The organism is Bacillus swezeyi (assembly GCF_001969815.1).
Classification (GTDB): Bacteria; Bacillota; Bacilli; order Bacillales; family Bacillaceae; genus Bacillus; species Bacillus swezeyi.
Window position 1 is genome coordinate 83,328 of sequence record NZ_MRBK01000020.1, and the last position, 25,100, is coordinate 108,427.

Sequence of the window (25,100 nt, forward strand, 5' to 3'; positions counted from 1 at the left end):
CCTCATTTTAAAAGAAGAAAACGAAAGAAGGGAGCTTTTATGCCTTATATTACAAAAATTTCTTCTCAGAAAAACAATGAAGAGCGGGTTAATATATTTCTGGATGAAAAATACGCGTTCAGCGTTGACCTGGATATTCTCGTCAAATTTGATCTGCGGAAAGGGAAGGAGCTCGATGAGCTTGACGTCATCGAAATCCAGTATGGCGATGACATCCGAAAAGGGTTTAATAAAGCGCTTGATTATTTATCCTACAGGATGCGCTCAACGAAAGAAGTCAAAGACCATCTCAAGAAAAAAGGCGTCCCAGATTCTGCGGTGACAGAAATCATACATATGCTGAACGAATATCAATATTTGGACGACCGGGAATTTGCGGCGGCATATGTCAGCACCCACCGCAAAACGAGCGGCAAAGGACCAGACGTTCTTTACAGGGAGCTTCGAATAAAAGGTGTTGATGATAACATCATCCAGGAAGCGCTAGGCTCATTTACCTTTTCAGAACAGGTTGAAACAGCCGTTAAGCATGCCGGAAAAGTAGTAAAAAAAGGAAAAAAGCTATCCTCTAAAGAGACGAAACAAGCGATCGAACAGCAGCTCATTCGCAAGGGATTCTCCTTCGATGTCATCTCGGCCGCTCTTTTGGAGACGGATTATGAAAACGAACATGATGCAGAAAGAGAAGCTCTGTATAAGCAGGGAGAAAAAGCCATGCGGCGCTACAGCTATGATGGTTCTTACGAAACGAAGATGAAGGTCAAGCAGTATTTGTTTAGAAAAGGTTTTTCGATTGATATGATTGACCAATTTTTGGATGAAAAGGGATGAGGAAAATGGAGAAAAGATACAGCGAAATGACAGAGCACGAATTGCAAAGGGAAATCGGAGTCCTGACAGAAAAGGCGAGAAAGGCTGAGCAAATGGGAATCGTCAATGAACTGGCCGTCCATGAGCGGAAAATTGCAATGGCAAAAGCATATCTTCTCGATCCGGCCGATTTTAAACCCGATGTCATTTACGAAATTGAAGGGGCGGAAGAGGATTTTTACATTCGCTATTTAAACGGCGTCTTCGCCTGGGGGCACCGACTCAATACACCCGATCATGAAGAGGCCCTGCCGATTTCTTTGTTAAAAGAAAAGGATTAAGACATAGCTTAACCCTTTTCATGCGTATTTTGTTATCTTGTACGGATGCGCGTGTTGCGCTGGAGAATCATAAGGTCTTGTGTTTGCTGCGTTTCTCCGTTTACCTGCGCGCGCGCATGCTTTGTGTTGGCCCATGGCTGCGGATAGTTTTGCGTTTTCATCTGGTAAAAATCATTTGTATACGGCTTGCGGTTTGCACACAAAGAAAATCACTCCATCCCAGAATAATTTAGCGTTTGCCGGAAGCTCTCATTCTTTCTTGCGGATGAGTATTTGTGCTTCCGTCAGGGCGCTTTGAAGCAAAATCATCTTTGGCCCGGGGCTCACCTTCAAATTTATTGTTATTCATGTTCGGAAAGCCTCTCGATTTATTTCGCATCTTTTTAGGGCTCCTCCATTCAAGTCCAAAATGTTTGCGTCTTCGGTTCAGAAGACGTAAGGTTAGTATATGAAATGGACGACGTTTTCAAAAAGAAAGTTTTTTCCTAAGGGAAGGAGGGAATATTCAAGGTGGAAGCACACTTTGAAAAGCTGACAAATGCGCTTCTCGAAAAAAATCATATGCTGAGCTATGCACAAGCCAGAACATGGATTGAACTGCTGTGGGAGGATTTCGAATCGACATTTGCCAAAGCCGGCCATCCGTATAGAGGAAAAGAACTGACAGAGCGTGTTGTTTTAGAATGGATTGAGCATTATGGCAGCCATTTGCATTTATTTCAGACCGAAAAGTCTTCGTTTGTGGATCTATTGACAGGAGATCATGGACTGCTGCATTAAACGTTTCTTTCAGAAAGGAATGATGAAATGAAAGCGATCGTCATTGGCTCGGGAATTGCCGGTGCAAGCGCAGCATATCATCTAGTGAAAAAAGGAGCAGATGTGACGGTTTTGGATGAAGGGCATAAAGGCCAATCAACGAAGGCTGGAGCGGGCATTATCTGTCCGTGGTTTTCATCCAGAGGTGAAGACTGGTATCGTTTGGCAAAAGAGGGAGTCGGATATTATTCCTCACTTGTTTCACAGCTTAAAGAAGACGGAGCAGCCGAATTCGGGTATGGAAAAACGGGTGCGCTTCGCGTCAGCAGGGATCTGGAAGCACTCGGCCGAATTGAAAGAAAATTAAGAGAACAAACAGAAGCTGAGCCGGGAGCAGGCGAAATCGCCCGACTATCGAATAAGGAAGCAAGAAAGCTTTTTCCCCCGCTTGCAGAAGGGATGGAAGCCATTTATATAACCGGAGCAGCCCGCGTTGACGGCCATCTCCTGCGGAATGCTCTTCTTCAGGCAGCCGTAAAGCGCGGCGCCGTTCTGCAAGAAGGCAAGGCAGAGCTGTCTTTTCATCAGGGCCGCCTAAACGGGGCGAGGGTGGACGGGCAGTTTATTTGTGCAGACAAAGTGATATTGGCCGCCGGGGCATGGACGAATCAACTGACCCAGCCTTTGGGTATTCACCTTCATCTAGAGCCCCAGCGCGGGCAGATTGTTCATTTAAAGATGCCTGATCAAGATACTGACAAGTGGCCGGTTGTTTTACCGGATACAGACCATTATATCGTGTCATTTGCCGATTCCCGGGTCGTAGCCGGGGCGCTCGCTGCATCTTTAGCATATGGTGAAGATCCTGGCATTGATTTGAAAAAGTATGACCCAACAAGGCAAACTTCATAAAATGGCAAATTAACCCTTGTTCTTCCCTAGGGATATCATTTTTTTACCACTTGTTCATAGATGTCTGATATAATGACAAAATAATCTTGTAGAAAATAGTGCAGCATACCCACAGTTTTCCTTTTGTGCGGATGACGAACATGCACGGATCAGTATCCTGCCGATCAAACAGATGCCGGATGCGATTTTATTATGTCTAAAAGAGGTGCCTTTAAGTGAAGAAAGGATTCGTTTCAATTATTATTCCTTCATATAATGAAGCAAGCAACATTAAACTGATTTATCAATCGTTAAGGAACGAATTTCAAACCATTGATTATGAATATGAAATTTATTACATAAATGATGGCAGCACAGACCAAACGCTGGAGGAAATAAAAAATCTGGCAGAAAAAAACGAGCGGGTCAAATACATTTCTTTTTCAAGAAATTTCGGTAAGGAAGCGGCTATTCTTGCCGGATTTCAGCATGCCCGTGGCGATGCCGTCGTCGTCATGGATGCGGATTTGCAGCACCCGACGTACCTCTTGCACGATTTTATTAAAGGATATGAGGAAGGCTATGACCAAGTGGTCGCCCAGCGCAACAGAAAGGGGGACAATCCCTTGCGCTCCTATTTGTCTTCGCTTTATTACCGTTTTATCAACAATGCGGTTGAAGTAGACCTAAGGGACGGTGTCGGGGATTTTCGTCTTTTGAGCAGAAAAGCGGTCCACGCGCTCTTAAAGCTGAGTGAAGGAAACCGTTTTTCAAAAGGGCTGTTTTGCTGGATCGGCTTTGACCAGAAGATTATATATTATGAAAATGTCGAAAGGAAAAACGGAAAGACGAAGTGGTCGTTCCGCCACTTGCTTAACTATGGAATCGACGGAGTTGTTTCGTTTAACAACAAACCGCTGAGAATGTGTTTTTACACTGGAATCTTTATTCTTTTTCTTTCTCTTATTTATATCGCTGCAACCTTCATTCGCATTTTGAAATACGGTGTCATTGTTCCGGGATATTTTACAATTATTTCCGCTGTGCTGTTTCTCGGAGGGGTTCAGCTTCTCAGCCTCGGAATCATAGGCGAATACATTGGGCGAATTTACTATGAGACGAAAAAGCGGCCTCATTATTTAATACAGGAGGCAAACATCAGCCATGGAGAAACTCATGAGAAAAATGAATCTTGAATTTATTCGCTTTGCCGCTGTCGGCGTCGTGAATACTTTGAATTACTATGCGGTTTATTTGCTGCTGCATATTTTGCTGCAAATGAATTATATGGTGTCCCATATTGCCGCTTTTTTTGTCAGCCTTGTGATTTCATTTTTCCTGAATTGTTATTTTACTTTTAAAATCAAACCGACCTTTTCGAAATTTTTGCAGTTTCCGCTGACACAGCTGTTTAATTTGGCCGCTTCTTCTTTGTTTGTGTATGTTTTTGTAAACTTTTTGAAGATGAACAGTTCGGCAGCTCCTCTGGCTTCCATGTTTTTAACCGTTCCTCTGACATTTTTGCTGACAGGGAAGATTTTGAAAAAAGACAGGGGAAGAGTATGAAAAAAACAGTCTTCTTATTTGCCATCTCAAGTTTTGCAATTTCTGTGATCGCCCATTCCTTTTTTTTAATCGAATGGGCAAATGACCGTTATATGACTGGAAACGGTGACGGACTTGCACAAATGATCGTCTTTAAATCATTTCTGTATGATCAGTATAAAAACGGCAGCTTTTTTTACTCGTATTCCTTCGGTCTCGGCGGCGGGATCTACAGTCAGCTGGGCTATTATTTTACGACATCTTTTGTATATATCGCTTCTTTCGCCGCTGTTTTTCTGATGCAGATCATGCACTTAGCCGGAGATGCGGATACCCTGTTCTGGGCGCAAGCCGCCGTTTTTATCAGTGTGGTGAAGCTGGGTCTGATCATTTTAATCGCGTCATATGCGTTTCACTATATGGTGAAACATAAGCTGGCCGCTTTTACAGGTGCCGTTTTATACGGAACATCTGTTATCTATTTTCGCCATACGGTGTTCTGGGAATTTTTCAGTGATGCCATGCTTTGGCTTCCTTTGCTTGTTGCAGGAGCCGAGAAAATCATCAGGGAAAAGCGGACGGGCCTGTTTATTACAGCATGTTCCTTGACGCTGTTTAGCAATTTTTATTTTGCGTATATCAATTTGATTTTCATTGCCATCTATGTCATCTTCCGCTGGCTGATCAGGCTTGATGAACAAGAGGAGACAAGGTGGAAGCAGTTCAGGCTGTTTGCCGTATCCTGTCTGATTTCCTTTGGGATCAGCGCTGTTTCCTTTGTGCCGGCTGTTTACGGCTTTCTGAACAATTTGCGTCCTCCGTATGATCAAGCGGTCGCTTTGTATGACTTCACAGACAACATTTTATTCTCAAGCCGTATCATTCTTCTGCCGTCCGTCTTTTTGCTGTTCTTATTCGTGTTTTCTTTCTATAAGAACAAGACGTTCAGGCTGTTTGCCGGAATCAGTGTTTTGCTGGTGATCCTGCATTACAGTCCGCTTGCGGCTAGTGTGTTCAACGGGTTTTCCGCACCGCAGAACCGCTTTGAATATTTGCTTGCTTTTACGATAGGCGGCGCTATTGCAATCGGGATCAAAGAGCTTAAAAATATCAGCAGGAAAGAGATTTTATATTCAAGCCTCCTCGTCCTCTTCATCTATATCGCCGCGATCTGGCACAAAGATCTTGATTTGTCTTTGGTCAAAAACTGGAGCATTCTTGTTCTGCTGTTTTTGACGATTGCCGCCTTTGCGGCAGCCGGCATAAAATACAAAAAAGCGCATCTGCTTTTACACGGATGTCTTTTGGCATCAGCGGTATTGGTTGCCAATACATACCAGAAATACGTTCTGTCCGAGGCGAGCGATATTAAAAGCGTGACGAAAAGCTATCTGACCAGCAATGAGTATAATGGTGAAGAGCAGCGTGAACTTTTGGAAAACATGAAGAAAGATGATGGCGGGGATCAATACACAAGGATCGATTGGATGAACGGCGTTCGCAACAATACGCCGCTGATCCAGCACTTTAACGGTTTCAGCGCCTATTCAAGCATTCTCAACCAGCATCTGCTGCTGTTTTATTGGAAAGACCTGCAAATTGATATGGAAAGAGAAAGCGTCAGCCGCTATGCAACAATGGGGGACCGCGCCAATCTGTACAGCCTGCTGTACGGAAAATATTATATGACGGAAAAAGAGAATGCCCCTGATGTTCCATATGGATTTGAGAAAACGGATGAATCAGAGCATTATGCCGTCTATAAGAATAAGTACACACTGCCGTTTATCCGCACGGCTAAAACCGTGTTTACTGAAAAAGATTTAGCCGAAGCTCCCGTTTTGGCTAAAGAGCATGCGATGCTTGAAGGGATTGTGCTGGAAAACCATCAAGAAAAAGAACAGCCGCCTCAAATTTCGAATTTGATCGGGCAGACGAAGATCAAAACAAAGGGAGCAAGGTATCAAAACGGTGTGCTCGAAGTAACAGCGGAAAAGGGAGGGATTGATCTCATCCCTGAAAGCGGACTTCCGAATGAAGGCGACTATTATGTTGAATTTTATTTGAAAAGCCTTGCTAAAGACCAGTTTTTTAACCTGCAGATCAACGATTATGTCACGTCAAGAAAATCAAATCAGTCGATTTACAAGACAGGAATTTATGATTTGACAATCAGGGTTCCGAAAGCGGAAAAGATTTCAATCAGGCTTCCAAAAGGAAAATATAAGCTGGACAATCTGAACTTATATCAGGAAGACTATCAAACCTTAAAAAAAGCGGCGGCAAAAAACGCTCCGAAAGCCGACATGAGCTGGGAACAAAATAAATTGTCCATCAGCTATGAGAACAAAAGCGGAGACCGCTACATGGTGCTCCCGATTCCGTATGAAAAAGGCTGGGAACTGATGGTGAACGGAAAGAAACAAGACGTGGAAAAAGCGAACTATTCCTTTATCGGCTTTTCCATCGAAAAAGGGGACAACGACATTCAGCTTGTCTATTACCCGCCATATTTTAAAGCCACATTGGCGATCACTATCATCAGTCTTGCCGCAGGCATATGGTACAGCAGAAGAAGAAAAAAGCTTGGCTCTTAAACAGAGCCAAGCTTTAATTTTTTCTGAAGTTTTTCTTCGCTGAAAATCCACCCCGTATAGGATGTGATCAAATCCAAATTGTCCCGTTCGATATGGGCGATGGCGACAAACGGATAGTGTCCTTTGCTGCGGTATCTCAAATCGATAAAACGGACTTCATAATGGTCTTTATACGTATCGATTTCCCATCTGTAAACCGGTGAGAAAGAGAGAAAGGCGGAAATGTTTTTATCCTGTTTCGCTGCTTTCATAACAGTTGATTCGGGCATCGGCACCCTGTTGAATGTATCGATGATGACGACGTTCCCTTCAATGCTTCTTCCGACGTGGAAAGCGGATTTAGTCTTGACGGCGATTCGCCACTGTCTGAATTTCATTGTCGGCGAAATGATAATTTCTTCAATATCATCAATTTTAGCGTGAAGCGACCGTTTGATTCTTCTTTGCATTAATAACCTCAGCAGGTAGTATCCCGCTAAGACGATATAAAGGGCCAAAAATGTATATCCTTGATGGGCGCCTGCAAGCCAAGCGGCAATCGCCACAAGATGGCTGGTGAAAATAAACGGATCAAATGTATTAATCAGACCGAGCGCCACCCATTTCTTTGAAAACGGTCTGACAGCCTGTGTCCCATATGCATTAAAGATATCAACGAACACATGGAGCGCGACTGCGGCAAGCGTCCACAGCCACAGATGAAGCAAGTTTGCTTCAGGGTAAAACAAAAACAGAATGCCCGGAATCATCAGCGACCAAGCGAGGACAGCGGGGATGGAATGCGTGAATCCCCTGTGGTGTCTTATATATACAGCATTATTTTTTAATTTTAAAATCGTATCAATATCCGGAGCCTGTGATCCGGCGATTGCCGCAATCATCACGGCCTGGGCCATTGAAGGATCCGTTCCGACGACGGGATCTAAAGTCGCAATGCCGCCGAGCGCAACCCCCATGACAACATGTGTGCCAGTATCCATTGGTGACCTCCTAATGGTGCTAGAAATCATGTTCAGCTTGCCCAAAAAGCAAATTCCAAAAGCAAAACCAAGAAGAGCAATGATATGGATCTTGCCTGAAATATTTAACGCTTTTGCTTTCCTCACTTTTAATGTAACATGTTATCGTATATGCATACAGTTTACAACAAAAAGCCGATGCAGCAAAAGTATAGTATGTTAATGTGACGATGACCGGCAAGGAGAAGTTTCATGAATGATTTAGAAAAGAAATTAGAGCAAAAGAACATTAAACAGTTTCAAGAAGATTTAATTTCTTGGTATGAAAAAGAAAAACGGGATCTGCCTTGGCGTTTAGACAGCGATCCTTATAAGGTATGGGTTTCTGAGGTGATGCTTCAGCAGACAAGGGTGGATACCGTTATCCCGTATTTCAATAACTTCATTGAAAAATTTCCGAACGTAGAGGCGCTTGCTGAAGCTGACGAAGAAAAAGTGCTTAAAGCATGGGAAGGACTGGGATACTATTCAAGGGTCCGGAATCTGCAAAGCGCAGTCAAAGAAGTCCATGAACGATACGGAGGAGCGGTTCCGTCTTCAAAAGAGGAATTTGGCGGTCTAAAAGGCGTCGGCCCTTACACAAGAGGGGCGGTGCTGAGCATTGCCTACGATCAGCCGATTCCGGCGGTCGACGGCAACGTCATGCGGGTGATGTCGCGAATTGTTTCTGTATGGGATGATATCGCAAAACCAAAAACAAAAACGGTGTTTGAAAAAATTGTCGAAGCCTTTATTTCAAAAGAAAAACCGTCTGAATTCAATCAGGGGCTGATGGAGCTCGGAGCGGTTATTTGCACTCCGAAATCGCCTTCCTGCCTTCTCTGTCCCGTCCGCGAACATTGTTCCGCGTTTGCAGAAGGCTGTGAAAAAGAGCTTCCGGTCAAAAGCAAAAAGAAGAAACCGTCTCTCAAAAGCCTGGCTGCCGTAGTCCTCACTGATGAAGAAGGATACCTTTACATCCATAAAAGACCTGGACGCGGCCTGTTAGCGAATCTTTGGGAATTTCCAAATACCGAAACAGAAAAGGGTCTCAAACCCGAACGTGAGCAGCTTGCCGCCTTCTTAAAAGAAGAAGCCGGGGTTGAGGCGGAAATCGGCCCGCTTGAAGGGGTCGTTGAACATGTCTTTACCCACCTTGTCTGGAACATCTCCGTGTTTTTCGGGAAAACAATGAACAAGCCGGATGAATCCTACTTGAAAAGGGTAACGAAAGAAGAGCTTGAAGAATACGCTTTCCCGGTTTCGCATCAGAAAATATGGAATATGTATATGAAATAGGCAGCTTGACTGTGCATGCTGCCCATTAGTCATATGGAATGTCTGTGCCGTGCGTATAGTCGGCTTCATGGCGGTGCAATCCGCCTCTTGCTTGGATTTCTTTGACAACTTCCAAGTATTCGGCATGTCCTTCCTCATTTAAGAAGGGCATCATTTGCTGGAAGGCGTGGTGGAAAAAGAGAAGTTCTGTTTCCTTCCACTCATGCTTCGGGGTCTGATCAAGTTCACTCATGTCCCGTCCTACGTACATAAGGCGAAAGCCTCCTTTTTGATGATGTCTCTTTATTTTTAAACGAATTCAAATAACTATACTAGGAGATGAAAAACAGATGGAACAAAGAAAATGTGCGCTTATTACAGGAAGCAGCCGCGGCGTCGGAAAAGCGGCCGCTCTCAGATTAGCCAAGAACGGCTACAATATTGTCATCAACTACGCAAGAAGCAAAAAAGCAGCCCTTGAAACGGCTGAAGAAATTGAAAAGCTTGGCGTAAAAGCATTAGTCGTCAAAGCGAATGTCGGACAGCCGGCGAAAATAAACGATATGTTTCAGCAAATTGAAGAAGCATTCGGCAGGCTGGATGTGTTCGTCAATAATGCCGCTTCAGGCGTACTGCGCCCGGTCATGGAGCTTGAAGAAAGCCATTGGGACTGGACGATGAACATCAATGCCAAAGCCTTGCTTTTCTGCGCCCAAGAAGCGGCAAAACTGATGGAGAAAACAGGAGGCGGCCACATTGTCAGCATCAGCTCGCTCGGCTCGATCCGCTATTTGGAAAACTATACGACGGTCGGCGTTTCAAAAGCGGCGCTGGAATCATTGACTAGATATCTTGCCGTTGAGCTTTCAGCGAAAAACATTGTCGTTAATGCCGTATCCGGCGGGGCGATCGATACAGACGCGCTGAAACATTTTCCAAATCGTGAAGAGCTTCTCGAAGATGCGCGGCAAAACACGCCTGCCGGCCGCATGGTTGAGATCGATGATATGGTTGATGCGGTTGAATTTTTAACTTCTGGAAAAGCGGACATGATCCGCGGCCAGACCATCATCATTGACGGCGGCCGTTCCCTGCTCGTTTAATTATTTTTGGCCAAAGTGAATAGGATATCAGCCTCCTGCACAATCTAATTGTCGTGGAGGTGATATACAATGGCTAACCAACAACAACAACAATCCAAAACAAACGCACAAAAAGTAAGACAACAAAACCAAGCTTCTGCACAAGGTGGTCAGTTCGGCACTGAATTTGCCAGCGAAACTGACGCGCAGCAAGTTAGAAAAAATAACCAGCAAGCTGAGCAAAACAAACAGCAAAACAGCTAATCACTGAAACAGGAAAAAGCACTTCACCATCGGATGAGGTGCTTTTTTCTTTTAGCTCTGCGGTCCGACAAAATTTCCGATTCTTAGGCACAATCAGTCAAAGGACATTCTGAAGGTATAGAGAAATGATACATAGGCAATAAATGGAGTAGTGATAGAATGGAGGATCTGAATGCCGGAATTTGAAAATTTGGTTCAGGGGCAGATGGAGATTATGGATGAGCTGTTGTATCTTCAATCCGAGATCGAGAGGTGTCAGGCGATCGAAAAAGAATTTGCGTCTCTTGAAAAAAAAGCGCAGCTTTCAGCGATTCGGGAAGAGATATCTCAAAAACGAAAAGATCTTGCTGCTATTCAGGATTTGTTTCAAAAGCAGACGGAGCAGGTGATTCAAGCTTATCAAAAAATTGAAGCGTGAGTCTCTCTTTATAGCTACCTTAAAAGGAGCCATTCCTGATCCGGAGTGGCTGTTTTATTTTCATTTTTTATTTTCAAACGTTATAATAAATAAAAGAACTGTCGGACAGGCAATGTGACACACTGACTTGTAAGGCTTTTGCAAAGAAAGTAGGGGAGAAACATGGACTTTCCCAAGGAAGGAGAAACCATTCAAATTCATAGCTATAAGCACAATGGGCAAATCCATCGGATATGGAGTGAAACGACGATTTTAAAAGCAACGGAATTGTGCATCATCGGCGCCAATGACCGGACAATGGTCACAGAATCTGACGGCCGGACATGGGTGACGCGAGAGCCCGCAATTTGTTATTTCCATGCAAAGCAGTGGTTTAATGTCATCGGCATGCTTCGTGAAGACGGGATTTATTACTATTGCAATATCAGCTCGCCATTTGCTTTGGATGATGAAGCCATCAAATACATCGACTATGATCTGGACGTGAAGGTCTTTCCGGATATGACGTATCATATCCTTGATGAAGATGAATATGCCGATCATAAAAAGGCGATGAATTATCCGAAGGAAATAGACGGCATTTTAAGATTCCACTTAAATACATTGCTGCATTGGATTCATCAGAGAAAAGGCCCGTTTGCTTCAGAGTTTATCGATATTTGGTATGAACGGTTTTTGCATTATACAAAATAAGCCAAAAAACCTGTTGAACCTCAACAGGTTTTTTGCAGTGAACTCACACCATCAATATAAAGAGGGGGGGATGACGTGTGGGTGTAATCAAAAGGTATATGGAATTTGTCAAGCCATATAAATGGAAAATCATCTTGACGGTTCTGATTGGTATTATAAAATTCTCTATTCCGCTTGCGATTCCGCTTCTGCTGAAATATGTTGTGGATGATATCATTCAGGGAAGCGGAACCGTTGAAGAAAAAACATCCACCTTATTTATCGTAATGGCGGTCATGTTCGCCATTTTTTTGGTGCTTAGGCCGCCGGTCGAATATTATAGGCAGTATTTCGCACAATGGACGGCGAGCAAGGTGCTGTATGATATCAGGGACAGGCTTTTTTCCCACATTCAAAAATTGAGCCTCAGGTATTATGCGAATACACGCACTGGTGAAATCATTTCAAGGGTGATCAATGATGTTGAGCAAACGAAGGAATTTGTCATTATTGGTCTTATGAATGTATGGCTTGACGTCATGACGATTTTTATCGCCATCACCATTATGCTGACGATGGATGTGAAATTGACGCTGATTTCGATCGTGCTGTTCCCGCTTTACGGGCTGTCTGTCAAATTTTTCTACGGCAGGCTCAGAACCTTGACGAGGGAGCGTTCACAGGCTTTGGCCGAAGTGCAGGGCCATCTTCATGAAAGGGTTCAGGGGATGCCTGTTATCAGAAGCTTTGCCATCGAAGATCATGAACAAAAGCAGTTTGATCATGAGAATGGCAATTTTCTCGGAAAGGCTATCCGCCATACGGCTTGGAACGCGAAAACGTTTGCCGTTGTCAATACGATTACCGATCTTGCCCCGCTGATCATCATTACGGTCGCCGGTTATCATGTGATTCACGGGTCCCTGACGGTGGGAACGATGGTGGCGTTTTTCGGCTATATCGAACGCCTCTACAATCCATTGCGTCGCCTGATCAATTCGTCGACGACATTAACCCAATCCATCGCGTCCATGGATAGGCTGTTTGAATTTATTGATGAGCCGTATGAATTGAAAGATAAACCGAATGCCGTGAATGCAGATCGTTTAAAAGGAATGATCGAATTTAAGAATGTCTCGTTTCAATATGAAAAAACGGATGAAATGATCTTGCAAAACCTCTCTCTAAAAGCCGAGCAGGGAGAAACGATCGCACTTGTCGGGATGAGCGGGGGCGGAAAATCAACGCTTGTCAGCCTGATTCCGAGATTCTACGATGTCACTGCCGGAAACTTATATATTGATGGGATCGATGTGCGGGACTATCAGGCGCGAAGCTTAAGAAACCAGGTCGGCATGGTGCTTCAGGACACCTTTTTGTTCAGCGAATCGATCCGCGAAAACATTTCCATCGGAAATCCGGAAGCATCAATGGAAGAAATCATTGAAGCGGCAAAAGCTGCAAATGCCCACGATTTTATCATGGAGCTGCCGGGCGGCTATGATACAAAGGTTGGAGAAAGAGGAGTAAAACTATCCGGAGGACAGAAACAGCGGATTTCAATTGCAAGGGTGTTCCTGAAGAACCCGCCACTGTTAATTTTGGATGAAGCTACTTCAGCGCTTGACCTTGAGAGCGAACACTACATTCAGGAAGCGATGGAAAAGCTCGCAAAAGACCGGACGACTTTTATTGTTGCCCACAGACTGTCAACTATTACTCACGCAGATAAAATCGTTGTCATCGAAAACGGACAGGTCGCAGAAGCCGGCACGCATGAGGAATTAATGAACCGAGACGGCCATTACAAACATCTATTCACAATCCAAAAATTAAGCTGAATCGTCAGAAAGCCTGACTTTCGTTTGAATCCAAACGGAGGTCGGGCTTTTTTCTCGTTATAAATTTCGTTCATATTTCCTAGCTTGTCTAAATACAATTTAAAAAATACAAGCTCCGGAGGTGTATAAGTGACAAAAGAAAAATTGCTTGAAGTATCGGATTTATCTATTTCGTTTCAAAAGAAAAAAACCGAAATCCCGATTGTTCAAGGCGTTTCTTTCACAATCCATCATGGAGAAATCACTGGAGTAGTCGGGGAGTCAGGCTGCGGCAAAAGCGTCACATCTTTGGCATTGATGGGGCTGAACGCAAATACCAATACAACGGGCCGGATTCTGTTTCAGAAAAAAGATCTTCTCCTGCAGTCTGATAAAGAATGGAGACATATGCGCGGCAATGAATTAGCGATGATTTTTCAAGAGCCAATGACCTCTCTCAACCCTCTTTTTACAATAGGCGATCAACTGACAGAAGCACTCTCCAGCCATACACACATTCAAAGAAAAGAAGCGAACAAACAAGCCGTTCAAATGCTTGAAACCGTCGGCCTTCCGAGGCCCAGCCAGCTGCTGAAGCAGTATCCCCACGAACTGTCGGGCGGAATGAGGCAGCGGGTCATGATCGCGATGGCTTTAATCTGTGAGCCGAAGCTGCTGATTGCCGATGAGCCGACAACAGCTCTTGATGTGACAATCCAAGCGCAGATTCTCTCTCTTTTGAAAAAAATGAATGCCGAATTTAAGACGGCGATTCTGCTGATCACCCATGATCTCGGCGTCGTCCACAACATTTGCGGGCGGGTGATGATCATGTATGCCGGCCGCATAGTTGAAGAAGGCAGTGTCAAAGCCATTTTTGACAGTCCGAAACATCCTTATACGAAAGGTCTTTTCGCCTCGATTCCCGCATTTACCAGCAAATCTGAAAGGCTGTCTTCAATTGAGGGGCAGGTGCCAAGGCCGGGGGCGATCAAAAAAGGCTGCATGTTTGCGCCAAGATGCCCTCACAAAATTGAGCGCTGCATTCAGGAGGAGCCGAATTTGAGCAAACTGGCAGATGATCATTCAGTAAGGTGCTTTCTCTTTGAGGAGGAAGGTGGGGCAAATGGATAATGAACTTTTGCGCGTCAACAGGCTGAAAACGCATTATTCGGCTGCCCGAAATAAAACGGTCAAGGCGGTAGATGACGTCTCATTTTCAGTCAAAAAAGGCGAGATCTTGGGCATTGTCGGTGAATCGGGATGCGGAAAATCAACATTGGGAAAATCCATACTGCGGCTGACTGAACCGACTTCAGGCAAGGTGACATTTCTCGGAAGGGAGCTCACTGGGCTTGATGCAAAAGAGCTGCGCAGGATGAGGCGGCATTTTCAAATGATTTTTCAAGATCCGTATGCCTCATTAAATCCGCGCATGAAAATCAAAGATATTTTAGAAGAACCGCTGATTGTTCATCGTTTAGGAACGAAAGCGGAGCGGAAAGAAGTCGTCCGTTCGATGCTCGAGATCGTTGGGATGGATGATTCGTATGGAGAGCGTTATGCTCATCAATTCAGCGGGGGACAGAGGCAAAGGATCGGGATTGCGAAAGCGCTGATCACCAAACCGAAATTGATCATCGCCGATGAACCCGTATCCGCGCTTGATGTATCTGTTCAGGCGCAAATCCTCAATTTATTATCTGATCTGCAGGAAGCATTTTCCTTAACCTTTCTCTTTATTTCTCATGATCTTGGGGTTGTTCGCTATATCAGCGACCGGGTCGCTGTCATGTATTTTGGAAAAATCGTCGAAGTGTCAGATGCTGAAACATTATTTAGAGAACCGAAGCATCCTTACACAGAAGCTCTTTTAGCGGCTGTTCCGGTTATCGGCAAAGGGCAGGCTAATGAAGCGATGCTGGAGGGGGACGCTCCGGATGCAAGCGGGAAAGGATGCCCTTTCTACGGGCGGTGTACTAAGCGCGAAGCGGTATGCAGGGAATCGGAGCCTTTCCTGGATGAAATATCGGAAGGGCATTATGCGGCATGCCATTTAAATAACAGGAGGGCTATAGAATGAAAAGAAAAAGCTGGTTAAAAGGATTGGGGATTATGCTGATCATTTCCGCTTTCTTAATGGGGTGCTCGGGTAAAGAGAGCGAAAAAGACGGCGGCGGGGCGAAAAATGAAAAAGATACACTCATTGTTGGCAGAGGCGGTGATTCAACTTCGCTTGATCCGATCACGACAACTGAAGGAGAGGCATTTAAAGTAACCATCAACATGTTTGAAACATTGCTCAACTACGGGGAGCAGGACACAACGCTTAAGGAAGGGCTTGCGGTTAAATGGGATGCTTCAGATGACGGTCTGACATACACGCTTGAGCTGAGAAAAGGCGTGAAATTCCATGACGGAACCGATTTTAATGCAGAAGCTGTCAAATATAATTTTGAACGATGGATGAATGGGGACGAAGAAAAATTTCCTTACTACGGCATGTTTGGAGGCTATAAAAAAGATGATGGGCATGTCATTAAAGAAATAAAAGTCCTTGACGATCATAAAATCCAATTTCTTTTAAAACGCCCTCAGGCGCCGTTTTTAAAGAACCTTGCGATGACTTCCTTTGGGATTGCAAGCCCGGCAGCAATTGAAAAATACGGGGATAAATTCAGAGAACACCCCGTCGGCACGGGCCCTTATAAATTTGCAGAATGGAAGCCGAACGACCGGATTGTCCTTGAAAAATTTGAAGACTATTGGGATCAAGACAAGCCGAAATTGAAAAAGATCATTTTCAGAGCCATTCCTGAAAACTCAGCCCGCCTGAATGCGCTTAAGACAGGCGAAATCGATTTAATGGACGGTGTAAATCCGTCAGATATTGAAAGTATTAAAGCAGACGCCAATCTGAAAATTTTTGAAAGACCTTCGATGAATGTCGGCTACCTCGGGCTGACCACAACAAGAAAGCCGCTCGACAATAAGCTTGTGCGCCAGGCGTTAAATCACGCTGTTGATAAACAGGCGATCATCGATTCTTTCTATGGAGGGCTTGCCGAACCGGCAAAAAATCCGCTTCCTCCGTCGCTGGAAGGCTATCATGAGCAAGTCCAGCCTTATCCGTATGACCTTGAAAAGGCAAAAGAGCTTTTGAAAAAAGCCGGATATCCGGACGGATTTAAGATGCAGCTGTGGGCAATGCCTGTTCCGCGTCCATATATGCCGGACGGTATGAAAATCGCCGAAGTGATACAATCAAGCTTTGAAAAGATCGGAGTCAAAGCGGAAATCGTCACCTATGACTGGGCCACATATATAGACAGAGTCAGCAAAGGTGAAGCCGATTCGTTTTTGATGGGATGGACCGGGGACAACGGCGATCCGGATAACTTTATCTACACACTGCTCGATAAAGACAATATCGGCGGAAACAACTATACGTATTTCAGCAATGACAAGCTTCATGACATGTTAATCGAGGCTCAGTCAGATCCTGATCAAAAGAAGAGAAATAAGCTTTATGAAAAAGCGCAGGAGCTCATTCATGAAGAATCGCCTTGGGTTCCGCTTGTCCACTCGACACCGATTTTGGCCGGTGCAAAAGAAATTGAAGGATATGTCCCGCACCCGACAGGAAGTGAAGTATTATCCGGCGTAGAGTTTAAATAGTTCACAAGGTGGTGACAGCCATTGCTTGCTTACTGTTTAAAACGGACCGTCATGCTGATCCCCGTTCTGATCGGCATGACACTGGTCGTTTTTTCGATCATCCGCTTTATTCCCGGCAACCCGGCCCAGGTGATTCTCGGCCAGCGAGCGACAAAGGAGGCGGTCGAGCAGCTGACCATTCAGCTCGGTCTTGATCAGCCTTGGTATATGCAATACGGAAGATATATCGGAGATTTGCTGAAAGGGGATTTAGGCACTTCAATCCGCACGGGAGCGGCGATAACAAAAGAAATGCAGCCGTATTTAGCCGCCACTCTCGAACTTGCTTTTTTCGCCATGGTGATCGCGGTGTTTATCGGCGTAAATGCCGGAATCATCAGCGCGTGGTTTAAGAACTCTGTGTTTGACTATATCGCCATGCTGGTTGCTTTAATCGGGGTGTCCATGCCGATATTTTGGCTGGGATTAATGGGACAATGGTTTTTTTCAATTGAACTTGGCTGGCTGCCAACGACTGGAAGGGAAAATGTCAGAAATCCGGTTGAAGCCGTCACCTACATTCATACGATCGATACATTATGGCATGGAAGATTAGATCAGTTTATTGAAACGATCCGCCATTTAGTCTTGCCGGGAACAGCTCTTGCCACCATACCGGCGGCGATCATCGCGAGAATTACGAGAGCGAGTATGATAGAGGTCCTTCAGTCTGATTATATCCGTACTGCAAAAGCAAAAGGCGTTCATATGCCTTTCGTGATCTATAAGCACGGCTTAAAAAATGCTTTTATTCCGATCCTTACTGTCATTGGTCTGCAAACAGGACTTTTACTAGGCGGTGCCATTCTGACGGAGACGATTTTTGCCTGGCCGGGCATCGGCCGCTACATTTACGATGCGATCAGTTACCGCGACTACCCGGTGATTCAATCGGGGATCCTCGTGATCGCCTTCATCTTCGTGATGATCAATTTTATCGTTGATCTGCTTTATGCCGTCATCGATCCGAGAATTAAATATTAGGAGGCGGAGAATGTGGTTGTGCTGCAAAATGAACGGCAGAGGGGAGAAATGAAAGTCCGCTCGCCTCTGTCAGAAAATATTCAGCGTTTCTTTGAACATAAATTGGCTGCAGCCGGCAGTATTTTAGTCGCGCTGTTTATCCTGCTGGCCATTTTCGCACCGCTGATCGCTCCTTACGGATTAAATGACCAGTCGCTGTCAGACAGGCTTGCGGCTCCGTCCGCTGAACACCTTTTTGGAACGGATGATTTTGGCAGGGACATCTTTTCAAGAGTGCTGTACGGAGCAAGGCTCTCGTTATGGGTGGGGTTTTTCTCGTGTTTGGGCTCAGCTTTGGCGGGAACCCTTTTAGGGCTGATTGCGGGATTTTACGGAAAATGGGGGGATGCTGTGATTTCAAGAATATTTGATATCATGCTTGCCTTTCCAAGCATTTTGCTCGCGATTGCGATCGTCGCGATCCTTGGACCCTCATTGGAAAATGCGCTGATCGCAATCGCCATCATCAACATCCCGACATTCGGAAGGCTTGTCCGTTCAAAAGTGCTCAGCATCAAACAGGAAGAGTATATATTATCGGCACGGGCTGTCGGTATGACCAATCTGAGAATGATGTTTAAACATATTCTTCCGAACAGCATGGCTCCGGTTATCGTCCAAGCTACGCTCAATATCGGAACCGCGATTATTGAAGCGGCAGCGCTCGGCTTCTTGGGATTGGGGGCGCAGGCTCCAAACCCTGAATGGGGAAAAATGCTTGCAGATGCCAGGCCTTATTTGGCACAGGCGCCCTGGACTTTACTTTTCCCAGGTATAGCGATCATGCTGACGGTGCTCGGCTTTAATTTAATGGGTGACGGGCTTAGGGATACCCTTGACCCGAAGCTGAAAGAAGGTAAATAAAACCGGTTAACGACGTCGTTAACCGGTTTTACTCATCAACTTCAAGCTCGCTGTCTTCTTTATGGTAAGTTTGAAAGCTTGTAATCAATGTTTCCAAATGCTCGAGCTGTTCGCGGTATTCCACTGCACTTGCCATAATGGTCAGCATATTGTAGTCCAATAAGTCTTCTTTTAATTTGTCCTGGTTTTTCAGGAACGATTCGGTCAAATGCTGTTTATATACATCTCCTTCTTCATGAAGATCAACGGTATCCTGTGTTTTGATCTTGCCGACGAACCTCATTAAAATGCGTTCATGCCAGTGAAGCAAATAATCAAGCTCTTCGACCAGTGTTTCTTGAAACTCCTCAGGCATATGGTAAAAGTCGTTTTCAAGACGGTGCAGCTTTTTCAGAACATCAAGCGCTCGGTTGGACGCAATGATCGCCTGTCTGAAAAGTACGAGCTTTCTCTGTTTCACATATGTTGATCTTTTTAAATAGCTTCTTTCTTCTTTATACAGCAAGTAGAGATAGTCGGCTTTCATCATTTTTTCTTTCAGTTTTTCGATGTCTTCTTTCAGCATGGAGTGCTCTGTTGTCTTCCTGGTCAACAGCCGGATCCATTTGATGACTTCATCTGTATTTTCCACAATATGGCTGGCGAGCTTCGTTTCATATTTAGGCGGCAGAAAAATCAGGTTGACCAAGAACGCGGACAAAACGCCCAGAATAACCGTTCCGGTTCTCATCAAGGCAAACAATAAAAAGTTGTCGCCTGAGCTCTCCAATATGGCAATAACGGTGACAAGAGCGATCGAAATCGTGTTCTCGATCTTCAGCTTCAGGTTAATCGCGATGACAATAACCGCCGTCAATCCGATGATAATCGGACTGGGTTCAAATATAAGTCCAAAAATAATAGCTGTTGCGGCGCCGATAATATTCGCCTGCACTTGATCGACAATCGTCAAAAATGAACGATAGATCGAAGGCTGGATCGCAAAAATAGCCGCGATGCCTGCAAAAACCGGAGTGGGCAGGCCGATCCATTCTGCGATGTATAGTGCGAGCGTAATGGCAACGCCTGTTTTGAAAATACGGGCACCAAGTTTCATTAGGCTTTACTTGCATCCCTTTCTATAATAAAATTCGTTCTTTACAGAAAATGAATTGTACCTGAACATTCCCTCTCTGCTAAATTGCCAAACAATAAAGTAATATACAGCGATCTCCTGAAATATTCAACCCATTTCTAAGAAAAAACAAATCATTGACAAAAAAAGAAAAACAAGCTGAGGCTTCCGAACCTGAATGTGCCTTTTTGTTAGTGTTTCAGAACGCTTGCGTATTGATAAAAAAGAGAGCGGCCCGCTCTCTTTTTTATATACGCTGTTTTAATTGTTGAAATGATTCATCTACGGCTTTCAATGTATCCTCAATGTCTTTTTCGGTGTGAGCGGTCGTTATAAACCACGCTTCATATTTGGAAGGGGCAAGGTTGACTCCCCTCTCAAGCATCAGTTTGAAAAATGCCGCGAACATCTCGCCGTCCGTATTTTCAGCCTGCTCATAGTTTTCGATTTTTTCTTTGGTGAAGTATACGGTGAGCGCGCCTTTTAGACGATTGACGGTGATATCGATGCCGTGCGTTTTCGCATGTGTCACAATTCCTTCCTCAAGCATGGCGCCGAGGCGGTCAAGCTTTTCATATGTGCCTTTCTCCTTCAGCACCTCCAGGCAGGCAATGCCGGATAAGATGGACGCCGGGTTTCCGGCCATTGTCCCGGCCTGATACGCTGGTCCGAGCGGTGCCACCTGCTCCATAATTTCCTTTTTGCCTCCGTAGGCGCCGATCGGCAGTCCGCCGCCGATGATCTTGCCGAGCGCCGTCAAATCAGGCTTGACGCCTAAGAGATCCTGGGCTCCGCCGTACATAAAGCGGAAAGCGGTAATCACTTCATCATAAATGACCAATGCCCCGGCGTCATGCGTCAGCTCGTTCACCTGTTCAAGGAATCCGCTTTTCGGTTCAACGATCCCGAAGTTTCCGACGATCGGTTCAACGAGTACGGCTGCAATATCGCCGCCCCATTTATCAAGCGCTTCTTTATAGCTGTCAATATCATTAAATGGAACGGTAATGACTTCATTTGCAATGCTTTTCGGAACCCCGGCTGAATCGGGTGTACCCAGAGTGGATGGGCCTGAACCGGCCGCTACCAATACAAGATCCGAATGCCCGTGATAGCAGCCTGCGAATTTAATGATTTTGGTCCTGCCGGTATAAGCGCGTGCGACGCGGATCGTCGTCATGACAGCTTCTGTACCTGAATTGACGAATCTCACTTTATCTAATGAAGGAATCGCTTCCTTCAGCATTTTGGCAAAAGTGACCTCGTGTTTTGTCGGTGTTCCGTAGAGGACGCCGTTTTCTGCCGCCTTTTGAATGGCTTTCGTAATGTGCGGATGGGCATGGCCGGTAATGATCGGTCCATATGCCGCCAGATAATCTATGTATTTGTTGCCGTCTACATCCCAAAAATATGCGCCGCTTCCTCTTTCCATCGCGACCGGAGATCCCCCGCCGACGGCTTTGTATGATCTTGACGGGCTGTTGACTCCGCCTACTATATGTTGAAGAGCTTCTTCATGAAGCTTTTCGGTTTGTGTGTGTTGCATAATATCCTCCTCACTTCTCACACCTTTGTCTATTCCTTTATTGTAACATATGTGGACAGAGCGCAAAAAAAGAAGCCGCCATTATTTGAATAGAAGGAAACTGTTTTTTATAATGAGGGAAGTAGACGATTAATGATAAACAGGAGGCAAAAACAATGACTGTAGAAATTGGACAAAAAGTACCTGATATTGAACTTTTGGGCGATCACGATGAAAGAGTAAAGCTGTCAGACTTTAAAGGTAAGTATGTCGTGCTCTATTTTTATCCGAAAGATATGACCCCGGGGTGCACCACGGAAGCCTGTGATTTCAGAGACAGCCATGAGAGCTTTAAAGAACTTGATGCCGTCATTATAGGGGTCAGCCCTGATGATCAGGGACGCCATGAAAAATTCAAAGAAAAACACGACCTTCCGTTTTTGCTGCTTGTGGATGATGAACATAAGCTTTCTGAAGCATTTGATGTATGGAAGCTGAAAAAGAACTTCGGCAAAGAATATATGGGAATTGAGCGGTCAACTTTCTTGATTGATAAAGAAGGCCAACTTGTGAAAGAATGGCGCAAAGTAAAGGTTAAAGACCATGTTGCAGACGCTCTTCAAGCTGTAAAAGAAGCTTCTGCTGAATAAAAACAGCCCTGAGGCCGAACTGAAAAGGATCGGTCTCTCAGCGTGTCGATAAACCCTCGCATTCATTGTCAGGCCTGCTGAGTCGGTGCTCATGTTCAAGAAGGAACGGCGGCTAATCGCTCAGGCGTCCTGCCTGAGTGCCGCCATCATTAAGGAACGGCGGTTAAGTGCGCGGACGTCCTTCCTAGGCTGCAAGGGTTTCGGGTCACGCTGAAAGGATTATTATGGTCATAATCGGCCGGTTGTTTGGCCATCATTTTAATAATAGGTCTTTTTGGCTTAAAAAAACGCTTTTTCACAGGGATTGGAATTGACAAAGATTCTTATCAGGAGTTACACTAATTATAAACATTATAATGTAAGAATTTTTTTTAGAAGAGAGGTGCATGACGATGGCTGAACATAACCTGAAAGAAGCGTTGGAAGCGTTGAAGGAAACCGGGGTGCGAATTACTCCTCAACGTCATGCCATTCTGGAATTTCTCGTCAATTCTATGTCTCATCCAACTGCAGATGATATATATAAAGCTCTGGAAGGGAAATTTCCAAACATGAGCGTAGCAACGGTTTATAACAATTTACGGGTTTTTAAGGAATCAGGGCTCGTGAAAGAATTAACGTATGGCGATTCTTCCAGCCGATTTGACTTCGTAACTTCCGAGCATTATCACGCAATTTGTGAACGCTGCGGAAAAATCGTCGATTTTCATTATCCCGGCCTTGACGAAGTGGAGCAGCTTGCTTCACATGTGACAGGATTTAAAGTCAGTCACCACAGACTGGAAATATACGGTTTATGCCAGGAATGCGACAAAAAAGAAAGCCATTAAAAAGAGCTGGCCGCTTTTTTAACGGTCAGCTTATTTTTTGTTTTGAGATATTACCTGAGAGACTTTCGATTATACGACTCATTAAATTCTTCACCTTCAAGGTTTTTGTCTAGTGTAAGAGGCTCCCTGCAGTGCATGCACATGTCGACCCGGCCCAAAATTTTGGTCGGTTTTTCACAGTTCGGACAGACGACTTGAACCGCTTTGGTCGAAAGCATGCCGATCCAAAAATAAACCGCTGTGCTCAGCATGATAGATAAAACCCCCAAGACCATAAACACCGACATCAGCAAGACCGAAGACCTAAAAAAGATTCCGATGTACATAATAATGAAGCCGACGAAAACCAAGCTTAACGCAAACGTTCTGATTTTGTTGATTTTGCTATAATATTTGGCCATATCCATCCCCCTGTCTCTAATATAGCATAACAAAGATGTGTTATTCTTTAATTAATGAGAATGAATTGGAATTTTCTATAGAGAGTTTTGGGGAGATTGATTATAATATTTCAATGTGTTTTCAAAATAAAGGAGTTTTTATTGGCTCGTAGAAGTAGATAGAAACAAAAGAGAAGCTTTTAAAGCATGTATTTTACATCGTATTGGAGGAATGGTGATGGAAAATCTTCTCCGTCCGATTTACCAAGAAAGAGCAAGCCGCCCTGACACGTTAGCTGTAATGATCATCGAGAGGAGAAATCAAACGTCATCTGCGACAGATAATTTTGATGCGGCATTGCTGGTTATTGTAAACAAAACTGAAGAACCTGTATTCGTGAAGCATTATGAGTTTGACGGGAAAACGGCTTCTCTTCATATTATTTCTGTTGAACAGCTTCAAGAATGGATTTTGCTCGGCACGAACAGAAGAATAATAGATTGGATCTTGAATGGAAAAGTTCTTTTTGACAGAAATGAATTTATCGCAAAGCTGATAGAACAGCTCAATACTTTTCCATTTTCAGAACGAAAATTAAAAATTGGACTTGAATACGGAAAGCTAATCAGAAGGTATATAGAAGGAAAAGCGTTCTTTGAAGATGGTCAGTTTTTGGATGCGTATAATTCCATCGTACATGCCCTCCATCATTTGGCCAGAATTGAAGTGATAGATAAAGGCTTTCATCCTGAAGTGACGGTATGGAACCAAGTGCGGCATATGGAGCCGCAGGTATATAAACTGTATAAGGAACTGATTGAAAGCAATGAAAGCCTGCATAAAAGGCTGGAATTATTATTTCTCGCAAGCGATTTTCTCATTCATTCAAAAGCTGAAATTGGGGCGGCCCACATTCTTGATGTGATGAATGAAAAAACGGTTTGGCAATTTGCCGAGCTTCTCAATCATCCCGAGCTTAAATACTTTACCGCAGACCTTGGAGTCATCCTTGAATTTTTGACGGAAAAGGACTTGGTATGCGTAAAAGAAATTGAAACAAAGGGCCAAAAGATTTTTCATCGAGGATATTTTATAAAAAAAAGTGTTGACGATGAATAATGATGATGATATAGTATTAAACGTCGCTGTTAGCGAAACGGTTTTCCAGCTGAAAGCAGCAGCGACGAAAAAAACAAAAAAACATTTGACACGCCTAGTTGAAAATGTTATACTAATAAAGTCGCTTCACAACGAAGCGGAAATGATCTTTGAAAACTAAACAAGACAAACGTACCTGTTAATTCATTAAATAAATCGCACATGCGAATGTGCGTAGTCAGGGGCCTGCACGATGCAGGTCATGCAGATGTTGTCACAGGATGTGACGAACTTAATCTGCGCTCCATTTATGGAGAGTTTGATCCTGGCTCAGGACGAACGCTGGCGGCGTGCCTAATACATGCAAGTCGAGCGAACCGACGGGAGCTTGCTCCCTTAGGTTAGCGGCGGACGGGTGAGTAA

General features: G+C 44.5%; 27 protein-coding genes, 1 rRNA gene and 1 pseudogene. 22 read left to right on the forward strand and 7 right to left on the reverse strand.

What is annotated here, in order from left to right; genetic code table 11:
* The first annotated feature begins 39 nt into the window (after positions 1 to 39).
* Both recX and BTA30_RS16705 read left to right on the forward strand, forming a co-directional pair.
* Positions 40 to 831: a recombination regulator RecX gene (gene recX / locus BTA30_RS16700; protein ID WP_076762440.1), complete on the forward strand. Its 792-nt coding sequence runs from the start codon at positions 40 to 42 to the stop codon at positions 829 to 831.
* Between the two features lie 5 nt (positions 832 to 836).
* Complete coding sequence (locus BTA30_RS16705; RefSeq protein ID WP_076762472.1) at positions 837 to 1,151, forward strand: YfhH family protein; 315 nt, start codon at positions 837 to 839, stop codon at positions 1,149 to 1,151.
* A gap of 32 nt (positions 1,152 to 1,183) precedes the next feature.
* On the opposite strand, the gene BTA30_RS16710 is transcribed toward BTA30_RS16705, so the two are convergent.
* Together BTA30_RS16710 and BTA30_RS16715 are read right to left on the reverse strand one after the other, a co-directional pair.
* Positions 1,184 to 1,354, reverse strand: coding sequence for a YpzG family protein (locus BTA30_RS16710; RefSeq protein WP_083696897.1), 171 nt, complete (start codon positions 1,352 to 1,354; stop codon positions 1,184 to 1,186).
* 26 nt (positions 1,355 to 1,380) lie between these two features.
* Positions 1,381 to 1,530 (reverse strand): small, acid-soluble spore protein K, encoded by a 150-nt coding sequence (locus BTA30_RS16715; RefSeq protein WP_003179924.1) that lies wholly within the window; start codon positions 1,528 to 1,530, stop codon positions 1,381 to 1,383.
* A gap of 131 nt (positions 1,531 to 1,661) precedes the next feature.
* Here BTA30_RS16715 and BTA30_RS16720 point away from each other — a divergent pair, with 131 nt between their 5' ends.
* The 5 genes from BTA30_RS16720 to BTA30_RS16740 all read left to right on the forward strand — a co-directional run bounded on the left by BTA30_RS16720 (position 1,662) and on the right by BTA30_RS16740 (position 6,943).
* Entirely contained in the window at positions 1,662 to 1,931 is a 270-nt protein-coding gene (locus BTA30_RS16720) for a YfhJ family protein (RefSeq protein WP_076762441.1), read from the forward strand.
* A 27-nt stretch (positions 1,932 to 1,958) separates the two neighbouring features.
* Positions 1,959 to 2,822, forward strand: coding sequence for an NAD(P)/FAD-dependent oxidoreductase (locus BTA30_RS16725; RefSeq protein ID WP_076762442.1), 864 nt, complete (start codon positions 1,959 to 1,961; stop codon positions 2,820 to 2,822).
* Between the two features lie 215 nt (positions 2,823 to 3,037).
* Positions 3,038 to 3,997: a glycosyltransferase family 2 protein gene (locus BTA30_RS16730; RefSeq protein ID WP_076762443.1), complete on the forward strand. Its 960-nt coding sequence runs from the start codon at positions 3,038 to 3,040 to the stop codon at positions 3,995 to 3,997.
* A complete protein-coding gene (locus BTA30_RS16735) occupies positions 3,966 to 4,367 on the forward strand; it encodes a GtrA family protein (RefSeq protein WP_076762444.1) in 402 nt (133 codons plus the stop codon). Before BTA30_RS16730 ends, BTA30_RS16735 begins: the two co-directional genes overlap by 32 nt.
* Positions 4,364 to 6,943 carry a YfhO family protein gene (locus tag BTA30_RS16740; protein WP_076762445.1) on the forward strand — a complete coding sequence of 860 codons (2,580 nt, stop codon included), beginning with the start codon at positions 4,364 to 4,366 and terminating at the stop codon, positions 6,941 to 6,943. The genes BTA30_RS16735 and BTA30_RS16740 overlap by 4 nt, the downstream gene beginning before the upstream one ends.
* On the opposite strand, the gene BTA30_RS16745 is transcribed toward BTA30_RS16740, so the two are convergent.
* Positions 6,940 to 7,923 (reverse strand): metal-dependent hydrolase, encoded by a 984-nt coding sequence (locus tag BTA30_RS16745; RefSeq protein WP_076762446.1) that lies wholly within the window; start codon positions 7,921 to 7,923, stop codon positions 6,940 to 6,942. The genes BTA30_RS16740 and BTA30_RS16745 overlap by 4 nt on opposite strands.
* Positions 7,924 to 8,154: 231 nt before the next feature.
* Between BTA30_RS16745 and mutY the strand changes: the two genes are divergently transcribed.
* Positions 8,155 to 9,240, forward strand: coding sequence for an A/G-specific adenine glycosylase (mutY, locus tag BTA30_RS16750; protein ID WP_076762447.1), 1,086 nt, complete (start codon positions 8,155 to 8,157; stop codon positions 9,238 to 9,240).
* Positions 9,241 to 9,265: 25 nt separating this feature from the next.
* On the opposite strand, the gene yfhS is transcribed toward mutY, so the two are convergent.
* Entirely contained in the window at positions 9,266 to 9,490 is a 225-nt protein-coding gene (gene yfhS / locus BTA30_RS16755; protein ID WP_076762448.1) for a mother cell protein YfhS, read from the reverse strand.
* A 79-nt stretch (positions 9,491 to 9,569) separates the two neighbouring features.
* Between yfhS and fabL the strand changes: the two genes are divergently transcribed.
* The 10 genes and pseudogenes from fabL to BTA30_RS16805 all read left to right on the forward strand — a co-directional run bounded on the left by fabL (position 9,570) and on the right by BTA30_RS16805 (position 19,079).
* On the forward strand, positions 9,570 to 10,322 hold the full coding sequence (gene fabL / locus BTA30_RS16760; protein WP_076762449.1) for an enoyl-[acyl-carrier-protein] reductase FabL: 753 nt from the start codon (positions 9,570 to 9,572) through the stop codon (positions 10,320 to 10,322).
* Between the two features lie 93 nt (positions 10,323 to 10,415).
* Positions 10,416 to 10,565 (forward strand): annotated as a pseudogene (locus tag BTA30_RS16765) (gamma-type small acid-soluble spore protein); the annotation flags it as partial.
* 172 nt (positions 10,566 to 10,737) lie between these two features.
* A complete protein-coding gene (locus tag BTA30_RS16770) occupies positions 10,738 to 10,983 on the forward strand; it encodes a YgaB family protein (RefSeq protein WP_076762451.1) in 246 nt (81 codons plus the stop codon).
* 162 nt (positions 10,984 to 11,145) lie between these two features.
* Positions 11,146 to 11,676, forward strand: coding sequence for a nucleoside tri-diphosphate phosphatase (gene ntdP / locus BTA30_RS16775; protein WP_076762452.1), 531 nt, complete (start codon positions 11,146 to 11,148; stop codon positions 11,674 to 11,676).
* Between the two features lie 77 nt (positions 11,677 to 11,753).
* Complete coding sequence (locus tag BTA30_RS16780) at positions 11,754 to 13,496, forward strand: ABC transporter ATP-binding protein (protein ID WP_076762453.1); 1,743 nt, start codon at positions 11,754 to 11,756, stop codon at positions 13,494 to 13,496.
* Between the two features lie 129 nt (positions 13,497 to 13,625).
* Entirely contained in the window at positions 13,626 to 14,609 is a 984-nt protein-coding gene (locus tag BTA30_RS16785) for an ABC transporter ATP-binding protein (protein WP_076762454.1), read from the forward strand.
* Positions 14,602 to 15,558 (forward strand): ABC transporter ATP-binding protein, encoded by a 957-nt coding sequence (locus tag BTA30_RS16790; protein WP_076762455.1) that lies wholly within the window; start codon positions 14,602 to 14,604, stop codon positions 15,556 to 15,558. Before BTA30_RS16785 ends, BTA30_RS16790 begins: the two co-directional genes overlap by 8 nt.
* Entirely contained in the window at positions 15,555 to 17,153 is a 1,599-nt protein-coding gene (locus BTA30_RS16795) for an ABC transporter substrate-binding protein (protein ID WP_076762456.1), read from the forward strand. The genes BTA30_RS16790 and BTA30_RS16795 overlap by 4 nt, the downstream gene beginning before the upstream one ends.
* Before the next feature lie 21 nt (positions 17,154 to 17,174).
* Positions 17,175 to 18,176, forward strand: a complete 1,002-nt coding sequence (locus BTA30_RS16800) for an ABC transporter permease (RefSeq protein WP_076762457.1) — start codon at positions 17,175 to 17,177, stop codon at positions 18,174 to 18,176.
* A 48-nt stretch (positions 18,177 to 18,224) separates the two neighbouring features.
* A complete protein-coding gene (locus tag BTA30_RS16805; protein ID WP_076762474.1) occupies positions 18,225 to 19,079 on the forward strand; it encodes an ABC transporter permease in 855 nt (284 codons plus the stop codon).
* A 28-nt stretch (positions 19,080 to 19,107) separates the two neighbouring features.
* On the opposite strand, the gene BTA30_RS16810 is transcribed toward BTA30_RS16805, so the two are convergent.
* Together BTA30_RS16810 and BTA30_RS16815 are read right to left on the reverse strand one after the other, a co-directional pair.
* On the reverse strand, positions 19,108 to 20,175 hold the full coding sequence (locus BTA30_RS16810) for an FUSC family protein (protein ID WP_076762458.1): 1,068 nt from the start codon (positions 20,173 to 20,175) through the stop codon (positions 19,108 to 19,110).
* A 265-nt stretch (positions 20,176 to 20,440) separates the two neighbouring features.
* Positions 20,441 to 21,739: a glutamate-1-semialdehyde 2,1-aminomutase gene (locus tag BTA30_RS16815; RefSeq protein ID WP_076762459.1), complete on the reverse strand. Its 1,299-nt coding sequence runs from the start codon at positions 21,737 to 21,739 to the stop codon at positions 20,441 to 20,443.
* Positions 21,740 to 21,894: 155 nt separating this feature from the next.
* On the opposite strand from BTA30_RS16815, the gene bcp reads away from it, so the two are divergent.
* Together bcp and perR are read left to right on the forward strand one after the other, a co-directional pair.
* On the forward strand, positions 21,895 to 22,368 hold the full coding sequence (gene bcp, locus BTA30_RS16820; protein WP_076762460.1) for a thioredoxin-dependent thiol peroxidase: 474 nt from the start codon (positions 21,895 to 21,897) through the stop codon (positions 22,366 to 22,368).
* Between the two features lie 392 nt (positions 22,369 to 22,760).
* Positions 22,761 to 23,198, forward strand: a complete 438-nt coding sequence (perR, locus tag BTA30_RS16825; RefSeq protein WP_003179961.1) for a peroxide-responsive transcriptional repressor PerR — start codon at positions 22,761 to 22,763, stop codon at positions 23,196 to 23,198.
* Between the two features lie 50 nt (positions 23,199 to 23,248).
* Here the strand turns inward: perR and BTA30_RS16830 are convergent, their stop codons facing one another.
* Positions 23,249 to 23,599, reverse strand: a complete 351-nt coding sequence (locus tag BTA30_RS16830; protein WP_076762461.1) for a YgzB family protein — start codon at positions 23,597 to 23,599, stop codon at positions 23,249 to 23,251.
* A 217-nt stretch (positions 23,600 to 23,816) separates the two neighbouring features.
* On the opposite strand from BTA30_RS16830, the gene BTA30_RS16835 reads away from it, so the two are divergent.
* Positions 23,817 to 24,698, forward strand: coding sequence for a nucleotidyltransferase-like protein (locus BTA30_RS16835; protein ID WP_076762462.1), 882 nt, complete (start codon positions 23,817 to 23,819; stop codon positions 24,696 to 24,698).
* Positions 24,699 to 24,984: 286 nt separating this feature from the next.
* Positions 24,985 to 25,100: ribosomal RNA gene (locus BTA30_RS16840) — 16S ribosomal RNA — on the forward strand; the annotation flags it as partial.